18 protein-coding genes are annotated in these 22108 nt (G+C 63.4%); 14 read left to right on the top strand and 4 right to left on the bottom strand.

All coding sequences use genetic code 11. The features are described 5' to 3' along the window. The first annotated feature begins 24 nt into the window (after positions 1-24). The 8 genes from EI293_RS13150 to EI293_RS13120 all read left to right on the top strand — a co-directional run bounded on the left by EI293_RS13150 (position 25) and on the right by EI293_RS13120 (position 11326). Positions 25-2127 (top strand): sigma 54-interacting transcriptional regulator, encoded by a 2103-nt coding sequence (locus EI293_RS13150; RefSeq protein WP_125438564.1) that lies wholly within the window; start codon positions 25-27, stop codon positions 2125-2127. An 86-nt stretch (positions 2128-2213) separates the two neighbouring features. After that, entirely contained in the window at positions 2214-2339 is a 126-nt protein-coding gene (locus EI293_RS22495; RefSeq protein ID WP_262706521.1) for a hypothetical protein, read from the top strand. 118 nt (positions 2340-2457) lie between these two features. Continuing rightward, positions 2458-3780, top strand: coding sequence for an AAA family ATPase (locus EI293_RS22105; RefSeq protein WP_170170365.1), 1323 nt, complete (start codon positions 2458-2460; stop codon positions 3778-3780). A gap of 99 nt (positions 3781-3879) precedes the next feature. Next, positions 3880-4911: a 5-methylcytosine restriction system specificity protein McrC gene (locus EI293_RS13140; RefSeq protein ID WP_170170364.1), complete on the top strand. Its 1032-nt coding sequence runs from the start codon at positions 3880-3882 to the stop codon at positions 4909-4911. Between the two features lie 297 nt (positions 4912-5208). Further along, a complete protein-coding gene (locus tag EI293_RS13135) occupies positions 5209-6861 on the top strand; it encodes a TldD/PmbA family protein (RefSeq protein ID WP_125438558.1) in 1653 nt (550 codons plus the stop codon). Positions 6862-6886: 25 nt separating this feature from the next. Next, entirely contained in the window at positions 6887-8221 is a 1335-nt protein-coding gene (locus EI293_RS13130; protein ID WP_125438555.1) for a TldD/PmbA family protein, read from the top strand. Positions 8222-8343: 122 nt separating this feature from the next. Further along, complete coding sequence (locus EI293_RS13125; protein ID WP_125438552.1) at positions 8344-9996, top strand: TldD/PmbA family protein; 1653 nt, start codon at positions 8344-8346, stop codon at positions 9994-9996. A gap of 4 nt (positions 9997-10000) precedes the next feature. Then, entirely contained in the window at positions 10001-11326 is a 1326-nt protein-coding gene (locus tag EI293_RS13120) for a TldD/PmbA family protein (RefSeq protein WP_125438549.1), read from the top strand. 76 nt (positions 11327-11402) lie between these two features. Here the strand turns inward: EI293_RS13120 and EI293_RS13115 are convergent, their stop codons facing one another. Together EI293_RS13115 and EI293_RS13110 are read right to left on the bottom strand one after the other, a co-directional pair. Beyond that, complete coding sequence (locus EI293_RS13115; protein WP_125438546.1) at positions 11403-12002, bottom strand: porin family protein; 600 nt, start codon at positions 12000-12002, stop codon at positions 11403-11405. Positions 12003-12142: 140 nt separating this feature from the next. Beyond that, the gene (locus tag EI293_RS13110; RefSeq protein ID WP_125438543.1) at positions 12143-12724 is read right to left on the bottom strand and encodes a porin family protein; all 582 of its coding nucleotides are present in this window, start codon (positions 12722-12724) and stop codon (positions 12143-12145) included. A 206-nt stretch (positions 12725-12930) separates the two neighbouring features. Between EI293_RS13110 and EI293_RS13105 the strand changes: the two genes are divergently transcribed. After that, the gene (locus EI293_RS13105; RefSeq protein WP_125438540.1) at positions 12931-13554 is read left to right on the top strand and encodes a DUF4159 domain-containing protein; all 624 of its coding nucleotides are present in this window, start codon (positions 12931-12933) and stop codon (positions 13552-13554) included. Positions 13555-13556: 2 nt separating this feature from the next. On the opposite strand, the gene EI293_RS13100 is transcribed toward EI293_RS13105, so the two are convergent. Together EI293_RS13100 and EI293_RS13095 are read right to left on the bottom strand one after the other, a co-directional pair. Then, positions 13557-14180: a hypothetical protein gene (locus EI293_RS13100; protein ID WP_125438537.1), complete on the bottom strand. Its 624-nt coding sequence runs from the start codon at positions 14178-14180 to the stop codon at positions 13557-13559. 151 nt (positions 14181-14331) lie between these two features. Continuing rightward, the gene (locus EI293_RS13095; protein ID WP_125438534.1) at positions 14332-14988 is read right to left on the bottom strand and encodes a hypothetical protein; all 657 of its coding nucleotides are present in this window, start codon (positions 14986-14988) and stop codon (positions 14332-14334) included. A gap of 175 nt (positions 14989-15163) precedes the next feature. Between EI293_RS13095 and EI293_RS13090 the strand changes: the two genes are divergently transcribed. The 5 genes from EI293_RS13090 to EI293_RS13070 all read left to right on the top strand — a co-directional run bounded on the left by EI293_RS13090 (position 15164) and on the right by EI293_RS13070 (position 22070). Continuing rightward, entirely contained in the window at positions 15164-16141 is a 978-nt protein-coding gene (locus EI293_RS13090; RefSeq protein ID WP_125438531.1) for an AAA family ATPase, read from the top strand. Between the two features lie 355 nt (positions 16142-16496). Further along, on the top strand, positions 16497-17369 hold the full coding sequence (locus tag EI293_RS13085) for a DUF58 domain-containing protein (RefSeq protein WP_125438528.1): 873 nt from the start codon (positions 16497-16499) through the stop codon (positions 17367-17369). A gap of 70 nt (positions 17370-17439) precedes the next feature. Further along, on the top strand, positions 17440-18126 hold the full coding sequence (locus tag EI293_RS13080; RefSeq protein WP_125438525.1) for a DUF4468 domain-containing protein: 687 nt from the start codon (positions 17440-17442) through the stop codon (positions 18124-18126). A gap of 126 nt (positions 18127-18252) precedes the next feature. Further along, positions 18253-19791, top strand: coding sequence for a BatA domain-containing protein (locus tag EI293_RS13075; RefSeq protein ID WP_125438523.1), 1539 nt, complete (start codon positions 18253-18255; stop codon positions 19789-19791). After that, on the top strand, positions 19788-22070 hold the full coding sequence (locus tag EI293_RS13070; RefSeq protein WP_125438520.1) for a DUF4175 family protein: 2283 nt from the start codon (positions 19788-19790) through the stop codon (positions 22068-22070). Before EI293_RS13075 ends, EI293_RS13070 begins: the two co-directional genes overlap by 4 nt. The last annotated feature ends 38 nt before the right edge of the window (positions 22071-22108 follow it).

The following is a 22108-nucleotide window of genomic DNA, read 5'->3' as shown; positions in this document are numbered from 1 at the left end:
AATTTCTACCAGCTTACTATAGCCATGCCCGACCAGGACGATTCTCTACTGCTCTACCTCAATGAGGCCATTGCTACCACTCGCAATAAGGAGGACCTGTTCCGGAGCGTGACGGAAAAGTTACGGCTGATTTTTCCGTTTGACGCCATTACCATCCTTACCCTCGATGCTGAGCACCAGTATCGACGGGTATTCCTGCGGGATTACCTCGGGGAGGTGCTGTTACCCAGCCAGGCCGGCACCAAACCAGTGGGCCGCATGCCCATTGAAGGTACGCCCATTGAAGAGTTCGTACGCCAGCCGCACCTTTCTCAGTATGACCTGGAGGAACTGCTGACCACGTACCCGCAGTACTCGCCCTTTTGCGCGCTGCTGGAGCGGGGCATGCGGTATTTTGTGGTAGTGCCCCTCCGTACGGGTGGCCGGCTCATCGGCTTGTTGTCGTTGGTGGCGCGTCGGCAGCCGTCCTTTTCACCCAACGATATTGATCTGCTGGAGAAAATCGGGAGCCTGGTGGCCGTGGCCGTGACCAACACCCTGGCCTTCGAGGACATTGCCCGGCGAGAGCAGGAGAAATCCATGCAGCTGGCGCTTAATAACGCCTTGCTCAGCATTAAGGAACGTGGGGAGTTGTTTCGCACCATTGCCACCGAAATCAGCCAGGTGGTGCCCTGCGACTATTTTGGCGTGCGGGTGCGCAAATCCAACTCACCGGTGCGGGCGCTGGCCGAGTTCAACCGGCAGCCCGACGGCAGCTTCGCCCCGCTTGATGCCAGCCGCCACGATGAGCTTCCGCAATGGGCCGCCGCCCAGGAAGCCGTGCTGGAACTGTTTGCGGCGCCGGGCGTGTACGTAGGCTCCGATTTTGAAGAGCTGGCCCGGCGCTACGAGTTGCTGCGCTTTATCCGGGAGGAACGCGGCACGCAGTCGTTGCTGTGTACCCCACTGAAAACCGGCGAAGAACCTGTCGTGGCCCTGATTCTGGCCAGTGGGCAACCTTTCGCCTTCACGGAGGAAAATCTGGAGCTGATTCAGACCCTGGTACCCCAGGTCCGGCTGGCCATTCAGAACGTGCTGGCCTTCGAGCAGATTGAGGCGCTCCGGACCCAGCTGGAACGGGAACGAACCTACCTCATCGACGAAATCAACACCACGGCCGCTTCCCGCCTCGACGACTTTGTGGGCGGCAGCGCCCGGATGCAGCAGGTGTATACCCGGCTGGCCCAGGTGGCCCCCACCGATACCACCGTGCTCATCACCGGCGAAACCGGCACCGGCAAAGAGCTGGTGGCCCGGGCCCTGCACAACCTGTCGCCCCGGCGCGAACGGGCCCTTATCAAGCTTAACTGCGCCGCGCTACCCGCCCAACTTATCGAAAGTGAGCTTTTCGGGCACGAGAAGGGGGCCTTCACGGGCGCACATGACCGGCGCATCGGGAAGTTTGAGCTGGCCGATGGGGGCACGATTTTCCTGGATGAAGTGGGCGAGCTGCCGCTGGATCTGCAGGCCAAGCTGCTGCGGGTATTGCAGGAAAAGGAGTTTGAGCGCATTGGGGGCCGGCGGGTAATCCAGACCGATGTGCGGGTAATAACGGCTACCAACCGCGTGCTGGAGGAGGAAGTAGCCGCCGGCCGCTTCCGGGCCGATTTGTACTACCGCCTCAACGTATTCCCGATCCGGCTGCCCGCCCTGCGCGAGCGGCCCGAGGACGTAGAGGCCCTCATACGGCACTTTCTGGAGCGCTTCACCAAGCAGATGGGCAAACCCGTACGTGGCCTGCGCGAGCGGGACCTTCGGGCTCTGCAGCAATACGGTTGGCCCGGCAACGTCCGGGAGCTGGAGCACGTGGTGGAACAGGCCGTAATTGTGAGTCAGGGGCCGTTTCTGGAGTTCCAGGGCTTTGCCGCCGCAGCGCAGGCAGCCCCGGCACCAGCAGAAACGGGTGGCCCGTTGAAAACGCTGAAGGCCCAGGAACGGGACCATATTCTGGCGGCGCTACACCGCACCGGCGGCCGGGTCAGCGGCCCGAACGGAGCGGCTCAGCTGCTCGATATCAACCCTAAAACCCTGGAAGCCCGCATGAAAAAGCTGGGGATTCAGCGCACGGTGGAGGTACGCGGGCAATAGCCATTGGCTGACACCGGAAGCATCTTACCAACCCTGTTTCCCTGCGGCGCGTACACCTGTACACCATCCATTCTTACCCAGAAATTATGGCTCAGCCTACCAGCACCCCCAAGCATACCGATCCGGCGACCAAGCAGGATGAAAAGAAGAACGAAGAAACCAAATCGGATAAGCCCGACGGTAAAAAGAAAACCACGCAGAAAGGCTCCTAAGCTTTTCGTAGCACAGCAAAAGAGCCCGGCCAGCGTTTCGTTGGTCGGGCTCTTTTGTGGCCGGCCGGCGGGACCTTTTTGGCAGCATCCGGCTGTTTTGCCCGTACTTTAGAACCGTATGCCCACTTCTCCCGATTCAATTCTGCTGACCCGCGCCCAGGTGCTGCAGGCCCTTCGTCACATGGACCAGGAGGGTTCGCGCATGCCCCTGAGTACGGTGTACGATTTGGTGTACCGAAGCAAGCGGTATGCCCCGCGTGCCGTGGCCCAGCTGGCGTATCGGCTGGCGTTGGGGCAACCGGAGGCGCGGTGGCCCTTACCGGCCGGAACACCTACCAACCGCATTCTGGAAAACCTCAGCTTCACTATTGCAACAAAACGCCCTACCCTGGAAAACTCGCCTCTGCTGGACGGGGACGTGGCCGCGCAGGAGCAGATGCAGGAACTGTACACCGGTACAGCGCGGGAAGTAGCTCGCCCAATCAAAGAAAGGGCAACGCCGGAAGCAGCGGAAGCGCACGAACCACAACCCGCCTACGCGCGGCCACCTGTCACGCCCTATACCCGGGAAATGGCACTAGCGGAGCTGTTTATATCCGAAGCAGATCTGCAGGCGGCTCTGGCAGCCCTGCGCCGCCGCCGCAACCTGATCCTGCAGGGGCCGCCCGGCACCGGCAAAACGTTTCTGGCTCGGCGACTGGCCTGGCTGGAGCTGGGCGCTACCGATGCGGCCCGCGTGGAGCTGGTGCAGTTTCACCCCAGCTACAGCTACGAGGATTTCGTGCAGGGTTTTCGGCCGGATGCGCACGGGCAGTTTAGGCTGCAGGATGGCATTCTGGTGAACTTTTGCCAGCGGGCAGGACAGGACCCCAAGCGGCCGTATTTTCTGCTGATTGATGAGCTGAACCGGGGCCACGTCGCCCGCATTTTTGGGGAATTGCTGCTGCTGCTGGAAGCCGATAAGCGCGGCCCGGCCCACGCCGTACGGCTGCCCTACTCTCCCGCTGGCAGCCCGCCTTTCTTCGTGCCCGAAAACGTGTACGTCATCGGGACCATGAACCTAGCCGACCGCAGCCTCGCCCCGCTGGATTACGCGTTGCGCCGCCGCTTTGCTTTCGTGAGATTGGCGCCTGGGTTTGACGAACCGCTACGCCAGTTTCTGGCGGCGCGGCACGTGCCTTCCGCTATAATCCAGCAACTCACCACCCGCCTCCACCAACTCAACCAGACCATTGCCGACGACCCCGATTTAGGACCCGATTTCTGCATCGGCCACAGCTACTTCTGCCAGCCCCCGGCCAGCCCCGTCGAGGCGGCCAACTGGCTGCGCCTGATTCTGGAGCAGGAAATTGCCCCGCTCCTTACCGATTATTGGCTCGACCAACCCGCCAAAGCCGCGCAGCAGCAGAAGAAACTGCTGAGTGGATTGTTGGATGGGTAGATTGCTGGATTGTTAGCGTGTCATACCTGAGCATGTGGCGAATCAAGCCGTTCACCCATATAATAATCCGTCAATTCAGCCATCCGCCCAGCCACCCGCGTGATTCCTATCCAGAACCTGTACTACCTGTTGTGCTACGCCTGGAACCGGCTGCCGGAGCAGGAGGAGCTGCGGGCTGTCAGTGCGGAGGCGTTTCACCGGCCGCTGGAGCTGCTGAGTCATGTGTTGCTGACCGGTACCCGTCGGCTGCTGCGCCAAGGGTTGCCGGTCGGGTACACGGAGCATACTGCCGAGCTGCCCGAGTTGCGGGGCCGGGTACTGCTCACCCCTACCCTCAGCCGCGACCTGCTGCGCCGGGGCCGGGCCGTGTGCGCGTTTGATGAGCTGAACACAAATACCCCGCTGGCGGGCCTGCTGCGGGGCACTTTGCACCAAGTGAGCCGGACGCGGGGCCTGCCGACGGCGTTGCGGCAGGAGCTGCGGGCCGGGTTGCGCCGGTTTCCGGCCGCCGTAGAGCCATTGCCCCTCACGGCGGCTTCCCTGCGCTTCGTGCGCCGGCAGCGGCCAAATGGGCTGGGCGGATTCCTGCTGAACGTGTGCGAGCTGCTACACCTGAGCGCCCTGCCTACGCCAGAGGCGGATGGGCACCACCGCTTCCGCGACTTCCGCCGCGACGAGCGGCTGATGGCCCGGCTGTTCGAGCAGTTCGTGCGCAATTTCTACCGCCTGGAGCAGCGGCAGTTCCGGGTGCTGAGTGAAACGATTCAGTGGCAGGCAAGTACCGAAACGGCCGCCGCCCTGGAGCTGCTGCCCGCCATGATTACCGATACTACCCTAGAAAGTCCGGACCGCAAAATCATCCTCGATACCAAGTACTACGCGGCGGCCCTGCGCCTGCGCTACAACCAGCAGAAGCTGCTGGCCCCGCACCTCTACCAGCTCTACGCCTACCTGCAGAACCAGCCCACGCTGCCCGGTCAGCAGCTGGAAGGCATCCTGCTGTACCCGGCCGCCACCCACTCGCTGGATGTGCGCTACACCCTCGGCGGCCACCCCGTGCGCATCGTCACCCTCGACCTGGCCCAACCCTGGCCCCAGATTGCCGCCGAGCTGCTGGCGCTGGTAGAGTAGCGCGCTGACGCTGTTAGGGAAGAACGTCAAGCAATAAGAACGTCATTCCGAGCCGGCGAGGAATCTCGCGTGCTGCCGTTGCCACGCTATTCCAACTTCAGCACGCAAGATGCTTTGGCTACACCTCTGCATGACGTTCGACTGCCCCTTGCATTACGGATTTCGCAATAATTATTGGGTTATGCCCACAGCAATGCAGCCCGACTACGGCTTTTTTGTCCGTAGGTTGCAATTGGCAGCGCGTCTGCCTAAACTTCCTTCGATTTCCTTTCTCCATTCACCCAAACTGATACGCTTTTGAAACGACGCGACTTCGTGGGCCTCACCGGTCTGGCGGCCGGGGCCCTGTGGCTGCCCTCGGTACCCGGCTTCGGCGGGACGCTGGTTGACCCCGCCCGCCTGCTGGAACCCGGCCTGGATGTGGCCGTGAAAAAACGCCTGGCCGACGCGGCCCTCAACGCGGCCAAAGCGGCCGGGGCCTCCTACGCCGATGTGCGCATCGGCCGCTACCTCAACCAGAGCGTGTTCACCCGCGAAAAGCAGGTGCAGAACATTGCCAGCGGCGAGAGTTTCGGGGCCGGCATCCGGGTTATTGCCAACGGTACCTGGGGCTTTGCCTCCACCAACCAGGTAACCGAGGCCGGCATGGCCAAAGCGGCCCAGCTGGCCGTGCAGATTGCCAAAGCCAACGCCAAAGTACAGAAGGAACCCGTGAAACTGGCTCCGCAGAAGGGTTTTGGGGAAGTTTCCTGGAAAACCCCCATTCAAGTAAATGCCTTCGAGGTACCGGTAAAAGACAAGGTGGATCTGCTGCTGGCTGCCAACGCCAAAGCTTTGGAAAACGGTGCCACGTTCGTCAACTCAGCTCTGTTCCAGATCAACGAGCAGAAGTACTTTGCCAGCACCGACGGCTCCTACATCGACCAGGACATTCACCGCATCTGGCCCAACTTCTCCGTCACGGCCATCGACCGGGCTTCCGGCAAGTTTCGTACCCGGGAGGCGCTCAGTTCACCGATGGGCCTGGGCTACGAGTACATGCAGCCCAAAGCGCAGGACAAGATTGCCGGCCCCGCCGGCACCGGCTTGGTGGGTTACAAGTACAGCTACGACATGCTGGAAGATGCCACCCTGGCCGCCAAGCAAGCCAAGGAGAAGCTCACGGCCAAAAGCGTGGTACCCGGCAAGTATGATCTGGTGCTCGACCCCAACCACCTGGGCCTGACCATCCACGAAAGCATCGGCCACGCTACCGAGCTGGACCGCGTGCTGGGCTACGAGGCCAACTACGCCGGCACCAGCTTCGCCACGCTGGAATGGAAAGCTAAAAACCTGCCCTACGGCTCGAAGCAGGTGAACATCATTGCCGATAAAACCCAGCCCGGCTCCTTGGGTGCGGTGGGCTTCGATGATGAAGGCGTGCAGACCGGCCAGTGGGACATCATCAAGGATGGCAAGCTGGTGGATTACCAGAAAATCCGCGACCAGGCGCACATCGTGGGCCAGAACAAGTCGGATGGCTGCTGCTACTCGCAGTCGTGGCAGGATGTGCAGTTCCAGCGCATGGCCAACATCAGCCTCAAGCCCGGCACCGAGAAAATGAGCGTGGACGACATGATCAGCAAGGTCGACAAGGGCATTTACATTGCTGGCCGGGGCTCGTTTAGCATCGACCAGCAGCGCTACAACTCCCAGTTCGGCGGTACGGTATTTTACGCCATCGAGAAAGGCAAAATTGCCGGCATGATTGAGGACGTGGCCTACCAGACCAACACAGTGGAGTTCTGGAACAGCTGCGCCGCCGTCTGCGACCAGTCTGATTACCGCCTGTTCGGCTCCTTCTTCGACGGCAAGGGCCAGCCTAGCCAGGTGTCGGCCGTGAGCCACGGCTCCAGCACCACCCGCTTCAACAGCGTGAACGTCATCAACACCGCCCGCAAAATCGGTTAGCAACAAATCAGCCTATCAACCTCCCATGGCAATTCTTTCCCAAACCGAAGCGCAGGGCATTCTGCAAAAGGTGCTCAGCTTCAGCAAGGCCGATGAGTGCGAGGCCACCCTTAATGGCCAGACTGGCGGCAACGTTCGCTCGGCCCGCAACGCCATCAGCACCAGCGGCGGCGTGGATAACGTGAGCCTGACGGTGGAGTCGCGCTTCGGCAAACGCTCGGGCGTGGCTACCTGCAACCAGTTCGACGACGCGACGCTGCGCAGCTGCGTGCAGCGGGCCGAGGAAATTGCCCGCCTCGCCCCCGAAAGCCCCGAGTATATGCCCCTGCTGGGCCCCCAGAAATACCTGACCTCGGCCAATAGCTTCGCCAAAGCCACCGCCGACATCACGCCCGACTACCGGGCCGCCCAGGTAGGAGCCAGCATGAAGCTCTGCGACGAGAAGAAGTTGACTTCGGCGGCTTTCCTCAACGACGCGGCCGGTTTTGTGGCCAAGCGCAACAGCAAAGGACTCGAAGCCTACCAGCAGACCTCGGGCCTGGAGTTCAGCATTACGGTGCGCACGCCTGACGGTACCGGCTCAGGCTACGCCACCGCCGACTACAACGACGCCAGCAAGTTCGACGCCCGCCGCCTTACCCAGATTGCGGCCGATAAGGCATCCGGCTCGCGCAACGCCCAGGCCCTGGAGCCTGGCAAATACACCGTGATTCTGGAACCTGCCGCGCTGGTAGCCAACTCCGACGCCTCGCTGATGCAGGCCCTGATGAGCGCCCTCGATGCCCGCAACGCCGACGAAGGCCGCTCCTTCCTGAGCAAAAAGGGTGGTGGTAACCGCAAGGGTGAGAAGTTGTTCGATGAGCGGGTGACCATCTACTCCGACCCACTGAACCCCGAAATTGCTGACCTCACGTTCTCCGGTGACGGCCGTCCGCAGCAGAAAATCACCTGGATTGAGAAGGGTGTGGTGAAGAACCTCTACACCTCCCGCTACTGGGCCCAGAAAGCTGGCATTCCGGATGTACCCCGTCCCGGCGGCTGGATTATGGAAGGCGGCAGCCAAAGCACCGCCGACCTCATCAAAGGCACAGCTAAGGGCATTCTGGTGACGCGCCTGTGGTACATCCGCCCCGTAGACCCGCAGACGCTGCTCTACACCGGCCTCACCCGCGACGGAACGTTCTACATCGAGAACGGCAAAATCAAGTTCCCGGTGAAGAACTTCCGCTTCAATGAGTCACCGATTATCATGCTCAACAACCTGGAAGCCATTGGCAAACCCGTGCGCGTGAACGGTAACTTGGTGCCCCCGCTCAAAATCCGGGACTTCACCTTCACCAGCCTCTCCGACGCAGTGTAAGCATAGGTGGTGCCAATAGCGCCAGAACGAATCTGCGGTATCGGCGCTATCGGCACCATCTGTGATTTTTCCTGCCACCAGCACGAATCTGCGACATCCCTCCATCTGTACCCTCTGTGATTATGAAAAGACGTGATTTTGTGGGCCTGACCGGCCTGGCCGCCGGCTCCCTGTGGCTGCCCTCCCTGCCCAGCTTCGCCGGCGACGCCGTAGACCCGCTGCGCCTGCTGGAGCCCGGCCCCGATGTAGCCGTGAAGAAGCGCATGGCCGATGTGGCCCTGAACGCCGCCAAATCGGCGGGTGCTACCTACGCCGACGTGCGTATTGGCCGCTACCTCAACCAGGGCGTATTCACCCGGGAGAAGCAGGTGCAGAACATCGTCAACTCGGAAAGCTACGGGGCGGGCGTGCGCGTTATTGCCAACGGTACCTGGGGTTTTGCGGCTACCAACCAGGTCACGGAAGCCGGTATTGCCAAAGCGGCCCAACTGGCCGTGCAGATTGCCAAGGCCAACGCCAAGGTGCAGAAGGAACAGGTGAAACTGGCCCCCCAGAAGGGGTACGGCGAGGTGGAGTGGAAAGCGCCCATCAAGCAGAACGCGTTTGAGGTGCCCATCAAGGACAAAGTGGACCTGCTGCTGGCCGCCAACGCCAAGGCCATGGAAAACGGCGCCAGCTTCGTGAATTCGGTACTGTTTCAGGTGAACGAGCAGAAGTACTTCGCCAGCACCGACGGCTCCTACATCGACCAGGACATTCACCGCATTTTCCCCACGTTTGGCGTAACGGTGGTGGACCGCAGCTCGGGCAAGTTCCGCAGCCGGCAGGCCCTGAGTGCCCCTATGGGCCTGGGCTACGAGTACCTATCGCCTAAGGCCGAGGACAAAATTGCCGGTCCTCAGGGCTCGGGCGTCATCGGCTACCGCAACAGCTACGATATGCTGGAAGACGCGGCTTTGGCCGCCCGCCAGGCCAAGGAAAAGCTCACAGCCAAAAGCGTGGTACCCGGCAAGTATGATCTGGTGCTCGACCCGCACCACCTGGGCCTCACCATTCACGAATCGGTGGGGCACCCGCTGGAACTAGACCGCGTGCTGGGCTACGAGGCCAACTACGCCGGCACCAGCTTCGCTACGCTGGAATGGAAAGCCAAAAACCTGCCCTACGGCTCGAAGCAAGTGAACATTGTGGCCGATAAGCTCCAGCCCGGCTCTTTGGGCGCGGTGGGCTACGACGACGAGGGCGTGAAAACCAAGGAGTGGAAGCTCATTGACGAAGGCAAGCTGGTGGGCTACGAGAAAATCCGCGACCAGGCGCACATCGTGGGCCAGACGGAATCGGACGGCTGCTGCTACTCGCAGTCGTGGCAGGATGTGCAGTTCCAGCGCATGCCCAACGTGAGCCTCAAGCCCGGCACCGAGAAGATGAGCGTGGACGATATGGTGAGCAAAGTGGACAAGGGCATTTACATTGCCGGCAACGGCTCCTTCTCCATCGACCAGCAGCGCTACAACTCCCAGTTCGGCGGGCAAGTGTTCTATGCCATCGAGAAGGGCAAAATTACGGGTATGCTGGAAGACGTGGCCTACCAGACCAACACCCTGGAGTTCTGGAACTCGTGCGCTGCCGTCTGCGACCAGTCGGACTACCGGTTTGCGGGCTTCTTCAACGACGGCAAGGGCCAGCCCTCGCAGTCGTCGGCCGTAAGCCACGGCTCCAGCACCACCCGCTTCAACGCGGTAAATGTCATCAACACCGCCCGCAAAATCGGTTAAGACTATGGCTATTCTCTCCAAAGACGAGGCCCAGGCTATTCTGAAGAAGGTCATCGGCTTCAGCAAAGCCGATGAGTGCCAGGCCAACCTGAACGGCCGCAACACCGGCAACATCCGCTACGCCCGCAACTCGGTGAGTACGGCCGGGGCCACCGACAACGTATCGTTGGTAGTAGAGGCGCGGTTTGGTAAGCGGGCGGGCGTGGCCACCTGCAACGAGTTCGACGATGCCACTCTGCGCCGCTGCGTGCAGCGGGCCGAGGAAATTGCCCGCCTCGCCCCCGAAGACCCCGAGTACATGCCCCTGCTGGGGCCCCAGCAGTACCTCACGCCCGTGAGTTACGCGGCCGGCACTGCCGCCATCACCCCCGATTTCCGGGCCCAAGCCGCCGGCGACAGTATTGCGCTGTGTACCGCTAAGCAGCTCACCGGTGCCGGCTACCTCGAAGACGGCGCTTACTTCCAGGCCATGCGCAACAACAAAGGGCTGGAAGCCTATCAGCAGAGTACCAGCCTCGATTTCTCAGTGACGGTGCGCACGCCCGACGGCACCGGCTCGGGCTACGCCGTGGCCGATTTCACCGACGTAGCCAAGTTCAGCGCCAAGAACCTCACGCAACTGGCCGCCGATAAAGCTGCCGGTTCGCGCAATGCCAAGGCCCTGGAGCCCGGCAAGTACACCGTAATTCTGGAACCCGCTGCGCTGGTATCGGATGAGGGTCTGCTCAACAACCTAGTGTACTCATTTGGAGCCCGCGAAGCCGATGAGGGCCGCTCCTTCCTGAGCAAAAAGGGCGGCGGCAACCGTAAGGGCGAGAAGCTATTCGACTCCCGCATCAGCATCTATTCCGACCCGCTGAACCCACAGGCGCCCGGGGGCGTGTTCGATGGCGACGGGCTGCCGGTGAAGCGTATGAACTGGGTGGAAAAGGGCGTGGTGAAAAACCTCTACTATACCCGGTACTGGGCCGAGAAAAACAAGACCGAGCCCACCGCCTTTTCCGGCAACTTCATCATGGAAGGCGGCACCCAGAGTGTGCAGGACCTGATCAAGAGCACCGCCAAAGGCATTCTGGTGACGCGCCTGTGGTACATCCGCGACGTAGACCCGCAGACGCTGCTGTTCACCGGCCTCACCCGCGACGGGACGTTTTACATCGAGAATGGCAAGATCAAGTTCCCCATCAAGAACTTCCGTTTTAACGAAAGCCCGGTGATTATGCTCAATAACATCGAGGCCATCGGCAAGCCCGTGCGCCTGGGTGGGAATCTGGTGCCCCCACTCAAAATCCGGGACTTCACCTTCACCAGTCTTTCCGACGCGGTGTAGAGAAGACTTAAACAGTTACAAAGGGGCTCCGTTTCAACCGCAACGGAGCCCCTTTGTATGTAGGAAATATGAGCCGTTATTTCTTCCCGAACAGATAGCCAATAGTCAGCTGCCCGCCTCGGTTGTGCAGCCCCCCAATACCTAGCTGCTGGCGCAACTGCCGCTCGCCTGGGTTGTCGTTGATGTCGGAAAGGCCATAGTTCAGACGAGCATCCACTATAAATCCATCGGCCGTTTCCAAACCGAAACCTCCTGTAACGGCCGCCTCGGCGGTTTTGTACTGCCCTTGACCGGCGCCCAAGTGCAAGCCCAGCTGCGGACCCACGTTTACGTAAAACAACCTGCTAATGTATTGGCGGAGCAGCACGGGCACGTTGAAATAATAGGTATCTCGCTTAATGGTTTCGGTACCCGTATCCAGGTTGGCACCTTGGGCACTGAGCAACGCTTCCAGTTGCACAGAAAATCCCTGCTTGTTCGGCTTCAGACGCAACACAGGGCCTAATACTATGCCACCGCGCATTTTAGGCGTGGCATTGAGTACGCCATCCAGCGTAGTGATGGAAACTCCGCCTTTCAGCCCCAGCCGGGTGCCGCTCAGGGCTTGAGCATGCGTGGTGGTGGAGCAGATAGCGGCCAGCAGACTGGTCCCAATAACAAGTAACGTTTGGCGCATAAAGCAGAATGGAGAAAGAGTACGCCAGAAAAGTACATTCCTTTCTTTCCCATCCCTAACGCCTGCCGGGCAGCCTTAACCGCATTTTCCGCAACTAACTTGACAAAAGTCAAGTACCGGGCGGCAGCGGGTAGCGGCTGTCAGTCGTCACCGAACTGATAGGCCACGTAGCCCTGTAGCACGCGGTTTTTGAAGCGCGGGTCGTTGAGATTCGTGGGGTATGGCGTCCGGTCGATGTCGTTGAGGCCGGCGTTGAAGCGGGCCCCGAGCAGCAGGTTACCCAGCTTGAAGCCACCCCCGGCCGCCAGCGTGAAATCGGTGCGGCGGAAACGGTAGCCGCCCCCGCCGCCTACTACGTTGGCTTCTTCATTCGCAACCAGAAAGCCCACCTGCGGGCCAGCCTCCACAAACACCGGCCCCACCGTTATTTTGGCCAATACGGGCAGGTTGAGGTAGTGCAGCCGGGCGTCGTAATTCCCGATGGCCGTGCGGATGGAGCTGCCCTGCAACGAGTACAGCAACTCGGGCTGAATGGATACCGGCCCCAGCACTTTGGCCTCGTAGAGCAGCCCGGCGTGGTAGTAGGTTTTGTACCGGGTGGAGGTGGAGCCCAGGTTTTCACCGTCCAGCACGGCGGCGTTGATACCGGCCTTCACCCCAAACTGGGCATGGGCGGTGGCGGCCAGCAGCAGGGCCGGCAACAGGAGCAGGGTGCGTTTCATAGCTTCCAGACAAAGATGTGGTTACGGACAATACGCCAGCTCCGGTAACGGTGGTTGCCAGTGGCGGCGTATGTTTAGCGTCATAAACCGTGCCTCATTCGGGGACAATCCGCTGCGGGCTGGCATCCTACCGGGCTGCCCGGTGCCACCTTTAGTACCGGACCGGTGTCATTGCCCCGCCTTTATCCTCCTCTTCCCTGCTCTCTATGCCCGCTCCGTTCACTTTTGTACGCCTCCAATACCGCTCCGGCGACTGGGATGCCGTGGATGAGCGGATGCCCGCCAACCTGCTGCACTCCCTGGTGCAGTACACCAAGGTGCCCGTGAATGCCAAGGAGAAAGTGGTGGCCCTCGACTCGGTGGAGCTGTTTCACTACCCGTTCTGCTACCTCTCGGGGCACCGGCTGGTGCAGTTTTCGGCCCCGGAGCGCAAGAACTTTGAGCAGTACGTGCGCGGCGGCGGCTTCGTGTTCGTGGATGACTGCAACCACGATATCGACGGGCTATTCGCGCGCAGCTTTGAGGAGCAGATGCGCGTGTGCTTCGGGGCCGGGGCGCTGAAGAAGCTGCCCAAGTCGCACCCGATTTACTCGCAGTTCTTCAAGTTCCCTGATGGCCCGCCCAACACCGGTTTTGAGCTCAACGGCTGGGGCGACGACCTGGTGCATGACTACCTGAAGGGCATCGAAATCAACGGTCGGCTGGCCGTGCTCTACTCCAACAAAGACTACGGCTGCGAGTGGGACTACGACTTCCGCAACAAACGCTTCCTGGCCGAGGACAACACCAAGTTCGGGGTGAACATCATCCTGTATGCCCTCACGGCCTGATGCTAAAACCGGTAGCCCAGGCTGATACGGCCATCGAAAACGGAGGAATTTCGCTCGTAGAACGTCTCGTTATCATAATACCCCGGCGCGGTATTCTGCGGGCCCTGGTCGAGCCGTTTCCAGGCCATGATGCCGCCTGATACATCGAGCAGCAGCCGGCCCCGGCCGCCCAGCGGCACCTGCGCCCCCAGCAGCACGCCCGCCCCGCCCAGCTTGCGCTTTTCGGTGCCGAGGCTGTAATAGGTAGCCTGTTTTATGGCCCGGTAGCTGAGTGTGGGTGCCGCGTAGATACCCACCAGGCCCGTTTGGCGGCCCTGATACAGGTAGTAGCGTCCCTGCACCGCCAAGCCCGAGGCCCGTTCGGTAGGCTCGCCGCCGTTGAGCAGCACCTCCACGCTGCCGCTCGTGCGGCGGCCCAGCTGCTGCTCGTAACCCACCAGCACGGGCAGCAGGAGCTGCGGCGTATTGTTCAGGGCATTGTAGGCCAAATTGCGGGCCAGCACGCCGCCCACATCCAGCCGCAGGGCGTGGCGGAAGCCGATACGGGCCGGCGCGGCGGTATCGGGAGCGGTCTGGGCCTGGGCGCAGATAGTAGCGGTCCAGAAGGTCAGTATCAGCGGAAACATGTTTTTGCGCAGACTGCGGCGCTTAGTTCTGCATGGCGTGAGCATAGGATTCGGATTTTAGCATAAACTGATGGTTCAATAAACTACTGTGTACAAGCTGTATGAAAGGTATTTCTGCTGGAAGAGGGCAAGGGTGTTTTCCCCTGACAATTCAAAACCGGTAGCCCAGACTGAGGCGGCCATCGAATACGGTGCCCTGCTCTTCGTAGTAGGTTTTGTACCGGTAGTAGCTAGGCAGACTGGAAAGCTCAGTTTCATCCAGACGCTTCCAGGTCATGACCCCACCCGATACATCCAGCAGCAGCCGGTTTCCTAGGGGCAGCTGTACTCCCAGCAATCCGCCAGCCCCGCCCAGCTTGCTTGTATACCTGGTGGAACTGTAGTAAAACTGCTGGCGCGCACTCCGGAAGCTCAGCGTAGGAGCGGCATATACGCCCAGCAGCCCCGTTTTACGCCCCTGATACAGGTAATAACGGCCCTGCAGTGCCACCCCCGATAACCGCTCGTCCGGCTCGCCCCCGTTCACCAGCACCTCCACGTTGCCGCTGATGCGGCGGCCCAGTTGCCGCTCGTAGCCTACCAGAACAGGCACTAGCAGATCCGGGGAAGAATTCAGGATGTTATGAGCCACGTTGCGGGCCAGCGCCCCACCAATGTCCAGGCGCAGGGCGTTGGCGTACGGCGGTTTGTTAGGAGTCGGCGCATCGGGGGTGGTTTGGGCCTGTGCGGAGGTGGCGAGGCCGGCACCGAGCAGCAGGGCCGTTAACAGGCGGGCGGGGCCGGAAATACGGGAGGAGTTGTGTATCATGGTCCGAAGTAGCAGATTAGGCCGACCGGCCGCAAACCACTCGCCACGCTAATCAGACTTTACCGCCGCAAGAAAATTTATGTACCCAGCCTGCCTATAAGCAGCCTTGGCAGGCTTTACCGGACTTTGTTGCGGTATTCGCCATCTTTTCCCTGACTTTCAACGCCCGCTCCCGGTGACCGAACAAGACGTAACCCGCCTACTGGCCAAAATTCCGCTGCTCAAACAGGAAATAGGAAAGGTGATTGTGGGCCAGCACGAGGTGCTGGAAGAAGTGCTGGTGGCCCTGCTGGCCGGGGGCCACGCCCTGCTGGAAGGCGTACCGGGCCTGGCCAAAACCCTGCTGGTGCGCACCCTGGCCCAGGCCATGGACCTGCCCTTCCGCCGCATCCAGTTCACCCCCGACCTGATGCCCACCGATATTCTGGGCACCGAGATTCTGGAGGAAGACCACGGCACCGGCCACCGCTCGTTCAAGTTCAACCCCGGCCCCATTTTCGCCAGTCTGGTACTGGCCGATGAGATTAACCGGACGCCGCCCAAAACTCAGGCCGCGCTGCTGGAAGCCATGCAGGAAGGCCACGTAACCTACGCCGGCCAGGAGCACGCGCTGCCCAAGCCGTTCTTCCTGCTGGCCACCCAGAACCCCATCGAGCAGAGCGGCACCTACCCGCTGCCCGAAGCTCAGCTCGACCGGTTTCTGCTGTACGTGCGCATCGGCTACCCCACCGAGCAGGAGGAACTGGCCGTACTCAGCGGCACCACCGGCACCAGCCGCCAGCAGGTGCAGCCCATTCTGGGCGGTGAGGAAGTGCGGCAGCTGCAGCTGCTCACGCGGCAGGTAAGCATCAGCGCGGAGCTGATGGGGCTGGTGAACCGGCTGGTGCGGGCTACGCGGCCGGCTACGTCGGAAGTGCCGTTTATTCGGGAGTACGGCCGCTGGGGCGCGGGCCCCCGGGCCGGACAGGCCTTGATTTTGTGCGCCAAGGCCCGGGCCTTGCTGCACGGCCGCTTCGCCGCCACCCTGGAGGATGTGCAGGCCCTGGCCCCGGCCGTGCTGCGCCACCGGGTGTTGCTCAACTTCAACGCCGAAGCCGAAAACCTCACTCCCGACGACGCGGTAGCCGCCCTGCTGAAAGCCGTTCGTTTGTAGTCAGGCCCCCTGCCCGGCGTTGGTAACGGCATCTTTCACCTGACGACAAGCATTACCGACGTTGGTAACGCCATCTTTCGCCTGACGAGGACCTCCCCGCGAGATGGAAAGCCCCATTTCAAGCGAAAAGTGACCTTCCATCTCGCGGGGAGGTCCTCATCAGGCGAAAAGCGACCTTCCAATTCGCGGGGAGGTCTTCATCAAGCGCAGATCGGGCCGTTGGGCAGTAGCGCGAACTTTGTAGTTCGCGGCCCCGCGCCATTCCAACCACGCTATCGGCACGGAAACGCGAACTACAAAGTTCGCGCTACTGCCGCCACGAAACGCTTACCCGCATACCCCCAACCCCTACCTCATGCTCACCCCCGAATACCTTCACGCCTTGCAGAACCTGCCGCTGGCGGCCCGGCGCGCCGCTGAGGGGCTGCTGCACGGGGCGCACCTGAGTCGGCGCAAGGGGGCGGGCATGGAGTTCAGCCAGTACCGCCCCTACCAGCCCGGCGACGACCTGCGCCGCCTCGACTGGCGGCTGGCCGCCCGCTCCGACCGGTACTACCTGCGCGAGTCGGAGGTGGATACCAGCCTGGTGGTCCACCTCGTGCTGGATGCCACCGCCAGCATGAACCACCAGGATGATAACGGCCTGAGCAAGCTGCACTACGGCCGGCTGCTGTGCGCGGCCCTGGCCTACGTGGCCACCCAGCAGGGCGACGCGGTGTCCCTGACGGTGCTGCACCCCGGCGGCCTGCGCCACCTGCCGCCTCGCGCCGATGCCCGTCAGCTCAGCCGCCTCTACCACGCCCTGGAAACCACCGAGGCCGCTGGCCAATTCCCCGATTCGGCCACTCTGGCCCCGCTTACGGCCCGGCGGCAACCCGCCCTGACCATCTGCGTGAGTGATTTGTACGAGGCCAGCGGCGAGATTGAGCGGCTGCTGACCCGCCTGCGCGCCGCTTCCGGCGAAGTGCTGCTGCTGCACCTGATGGCCCGCAACGAGCTGGAGTTTACCTTCAAAGGCGCCATTACCTTCGAGGACCTCGAAACCGGCCAGCAGCTCCAGCTGGATGCCGGCCAGCAGCGCCGCGCCTGGCAGCAGCAGCTCCAGCAGTGGCTCCGCGACACGGCCCAGCGCGCCCGCTCCCACGGCTTCGACTACCACCAGCTCAGCACCGCCGAGCCGCTCACCGGGGCCCTGCGCGAGTTCCTGCGCCGCCGCGCCCGGGGCTGAGGCGGCACATTCCGGCCCTCAGGCCCGATAGTTGCGAGCAGCCGGCGCACACTGCTTTATCCTGCTCGCTATGACCCGTTATCTACTCGCTGGCCTGCTGGCTTTGGGCCTGATTACGCCCGCCGCCCACGCCCAAACGGCCCCGCTGCTGACCGGCTACCAACGGCCGCTGCCGGTAGTGCCCCTTGATTCCGTGACCCATCAGATAACCTACCGAGGCGTGCTGCCGGCCGCCGGACTGCCCCAGGCAGAGGTGTACGGCCGCGCCCAGGAGTGGCTGGCCCGGCAGTTTGAGCAGTATGATCAGGTAGTGCGCTTCGCCGATACCGGCCGGGGCGTACTCATCGGGCAGGCTATGGTGCAGGCCGTGGGGCCGGCCCAGAAGAACCTGGAGGCCCGCCGCTTCAACCTGCTGTTCCGCTTCCGGCTACGCGCCCAGCCCGACGGCCTGCACTACGAGCTGACCGACATCAGCTACCCCAACTACCCCGTTACCACTGCCGCCAGTGACGCCGGCGGCGGGCTAACCGCCGATGGGCTGGTACAGTGGCAGCGGGCCGATGAATTTTCCCGCATCAGCACCACTGCGGCCCAGAACCGGCGGCAGCCGGTGGAATTTGCCTTGCGCGACTACGACCAGTATACGACCAAGGGTGAGCCCAAACCGCGCATGGTGCAGCAGTGCCAGGGTATTCAGGAGGCCATGACCACCTTGGTAGCGGCGCTGGGCCGGGAGCTGAGCCAGCCGCTGCCGTAAGCGGGGCGCAAGGAATCCGCTGCCGGGGAAGCCGTTTGCCGCAACGCCGGGGCCGGAAGTTGTGTCTGTGGAAAGGCTTCCCCACCTTGGGGCCGCACACCGCGTTCATCCAACCAGGCTCCGTCTTTGCTTCCGCTCTTCTTTTCGCATGCTGCCACCGGTTGGCTGGCCCTGTTGGGGCTGGTGGTGCCGCTGGCTATTTACCTCTGGAACCGCCGGCCGGGGCGGGTAGTGCGGGTGGGCAGTGTGCGCTGGTTGGAGGCCGCCGCCAACCAGCGCCTGCGCAGCCTCAAGCCCCAGCAGCTGCTGCTGTTTCTGCTGCGGGCGGGCATCATCGGGCTGCTTGCGCTTGCATTGGCTGAGCCGTTACAGCAGCTGCCCGTACCGCCCCGGCGTGGGCAGGTGCTGCTGGCTCCCGGCGTGACGGTGGCCGCCCTGGAGCCCGTCCGGCCGGTGCTCGACTCCTTGCGCCAACGCGGCTACGAGCTGCGGCAGCTGCACGCCGCCCGGCCCATGAGTGCGCCGCTGCCTTGGGCCGGCCTCGGGTTAGGCGACACCACGGGCACCGCTCCGTTTGCCGCCGATTCGGTCCCGACCACCAACCTCTGGGCCACCGTACAAATGGCCGCCGACTCGCTGCCGAACCGGCCGCTGCTGGTAGTCGCCCCGCTTACCGTGGCCTCGTTTACGGGCACCCGGCCCGCCCTGCCAGCCGCCGTGCACTGGCTCTCGCTGCCCACTCCCGATTCCAGCCGCTGGCCCGTAGCCGCCTGGCAGCCCCGCCCCGACAGCCTCGTGATATTGGTGGCTCAGGGCTCCGAACAAGGCATTCGGCTGCGGAAAGTGCGCCGCCGAATGCCCGCTGGCGGTGCCGTAGTAGCCGGCCCCTGGGGCGGGCAGCTGCGGCTTGACTTGACCACGCAACAGCTACGCCTCACCGAAAACGGTCAGTCCCGGCTACTACCGCTGCTGACGCGCGCACCGCGCTGGTTTCTCAGCCACGATGCCGCCCACGCCGCTTCGGCCCGGGTGCTGACGGCGGCGTTGCGAGCGGTAGGCCCAGCCTTGCCCCTGGCACCGCGTCTCACGGTAACCACCGCCCCACCCGCCCCCACCGATTCGCTCGACTGGCTGTTCTGGCTGCGCACCGAGCCGTTGCCGGCGGGCCTGCCCCGGCGCACGCACGTTTGGCAGGAAGCCGGCCCAAAGGCAGCCCGCATCAACACCGAATTTTTGCCCGCTAGCTCCGGCCAGCCAGTAGCCATCCAACGGCTGGACACCGCGGCCACGGCCGGCGCTGTACGCTGGCCCACGGCCACCGGCGCGGCGCTGTTGAGCCAGCCGGCCCCGGGCCGCTACTACTTCCATTCCCGCTTCGACCCAACCTGGAGCAGCCTCGCCGACAGCCCCGAGCTGCCGGGGTTACTACTGCCGCTGCTGCTGCCGGCTGTTTCGCCGGGACCAACTCCCGATTCCCGCACCCTGGCTCTGGCGCAGTTGCGCGGGCCGGTGGCGACACCGGTAGCCGGCCAGCCTGAACCCGCCGCGCCGCATCGGCCGCTGGCCGCGTGGCTGGTGCTGGGAGCCGGGCTGCTGTTTGCGCTGGAACGGCTGGTGGCCGCCCGGCGGCCGGGAATTTCGCCCTTAACTACTCCGCAGGCATGAGTCCACTGGTTGCTTCTTCGGTATCACCCCAGGCCCCGGTGCAGGCGGCGGCCCGGGCCTGGGCCAGTCGGCAGACGGGCGCGCTGGTGCTGCTGCTGGCCGGTGGCCTGGCCCTGCTGCTGACGGCGGCCACCGTTTGGCCGGCCGCGCGGCCGGGGCTGTGGGCATTGCTGGGGCTGTTACTGGCTGGGGCCGGCTGGCAGCTCTGGCGCATCTGGCACGAGCCGCTGCCCAGCGTGGCGCGCCGCCTCAACCGCCGCCACCTAACCCTGGAGGACAGCACCGCCCTGCTCCTGCGCCCCACCGCCGACCTGAACCTGCTGGAACAGCTACAGCAGCAACGCCTGCTCACGCGCCTGCCTGAGTTGGCCGCCGAAGCACCGCTGCTCCCTCTCAACTGGCGCAAACCGCTGGCCGGTACTCTGGCGCTACTAGTGCTAGCGGGCCTGATCTGGCTGCTGCAGCCCACTTCGGCTGCCGCGCCGGTGCAGTTGACGGAACCCGCCGTACCAGTTCATTTCAACGAGCCGGCCGGTACGCCTGCTGCCGCGCCGCGCATTCTGATTACCCAGCTGCGGGTAGTGCCGCCGGCCTACACCCGGCAGCCGGCCTTCGCCCCGGCCACCCCCTCGTTCCGCTGCCCTCAGGGCAGCCGGGTGCGCTGGACGGTGACGGTGAACCGCGCGGCGGGCGCGCCGGTGCTGGAGCTGGGCGGGCGCAAGCTGCTGCTGCGGCCGGTACCGGACCGGCCCACCGAGTTTGTGCTGGAATTGCCCGTCACGGCCTCGGCGTTGTACCGGCTGCGGTTTGCGGGCCAGGTTTCCGACGACTACGCCATTGAAGTGCAGCCCGATCAGGCACCTACTATCCGCATCATCTCGCCCAAAGCCTACACGCTGGTGGAGTTCGGCCGGCCGCCCCAGGTCGTCATCAACGCTCAGCTGCGGGATGACTACGGCCTGACCCGGGCGCGGCTGGTGGCTACCGTGGCCCAGGGCCAGGGCGAAGCCGTGAAGTTCAAGGAAGTAGTAACCGATCTGAGCAGCCAGCTGCGCGGCCAGCCCACCACGGCCACCCTGCGGCCCGTGCTACGGCTGCCGGCCCTGGGCCTCACCTACGGCGACGAGGTATACTTCTACCTCCAGACCTGGGACAATCAGCAGCACCTCACCCGCTCCGATACCTACCTCGTGCAGTGGGAAGACACCACCGTGCAGGAAAGCGCGCTGGATGTATCGTTCGGGGTGAATACCGCGCCGGCGTACTTCCGCAGTCAGCGCCAGATTATCATTGATACAGAAAAGCTGCTGGCCGAGCAGCGCGGGCTGCCGGCGGCCACGCTATTGGAGCGCAGCAACGGCATTGGCTTCGACCAGAAAATCCTGCGGATGCGCTACGGCAAGTTTCTGGGCGAGGAAGCCGACGAAACCATCGGAGGGGCTACCCGACCATCTGAGGCTGACGCGCCGGCCGAGGAGCCCGGCCTGGGCTCGGTAGTGGCCGAGGACCACGCCGAACCCGAGCCGGCCGCCGCCGCCGAAAAGCATTCCGCCGATGATGGCCACGACCACGGCCACGACCTGCCCTCTTCCTCCGCCACTACCCACGAGGCCCGCACTGCCGAGCTGATGGAACCCTACATGCACCGCCACGATGACTCCGAAACGGCCGATTTCCTGGAGCCCACCGTGAAGGCCAAACTGCGGGCCGTACTCAGCGAAATGTGGGAATCGGAGCTGCGCCTGCGCACCGGTCGCCCCCGCGAGGCTCTGCCCTACGAGTACCGCGCCCTGCGGCTGCTAAAGGAAGTGCAGCAGCAAACCCGCGCCTACGTCAAGAAAGCCGGCTTCACGCCCCCGCCTATGCCCGAAGCCACCACCCGCCTCACCGGCGACCTGACCGGGGCCGCCGCCCCGCGCCGTCAGCAGCAGGTAGCCGCCCCCGCCCGGCAGCCGGCCGTCCGCACCGCCCTCCGGACACTTACCCAGATGCAAACCGGCACCAAACCGGCCGCCGGCAGCACGGCCGCGCTGGAGCAGGTCGGCCAGGAACTGGCCCGGGCGGCCTTGCAGCGGCCCGGCTCCTACCTCACCGCCCTGCGCGACCTGCGCCGCCTCACCGCCGCCCTGCGGGCCGGGCAGCCCGCCCCCGCCGTGAATTTCTCGCTGCTGGAACGCGCCCTCACCAACCTGCTGCCACCCGCCCAGCCCGCCCCCGTCAGCCCGACCAGCCCGGCGGCCGGCCTCGCCCGCCGCTACTTCCAGGAGCTCAGCCGATGAGGTGATAGTGGGGTTTGGTTGGTGGTTTTTGGAGTCTG

The sequence above is a fragment of the Hymenobacter perfusus genome (assembly GCF_003944765.1).
Lineage (GTDB): Bacteria > Bacteroidota > Bacteroidia > Cytophagales > Hymenobacteraceae > Hymenobacter > Hymenobacter perfusus.
This window is presented reverse-complemented; position numbering and strand designations above follow the sequence as displayed.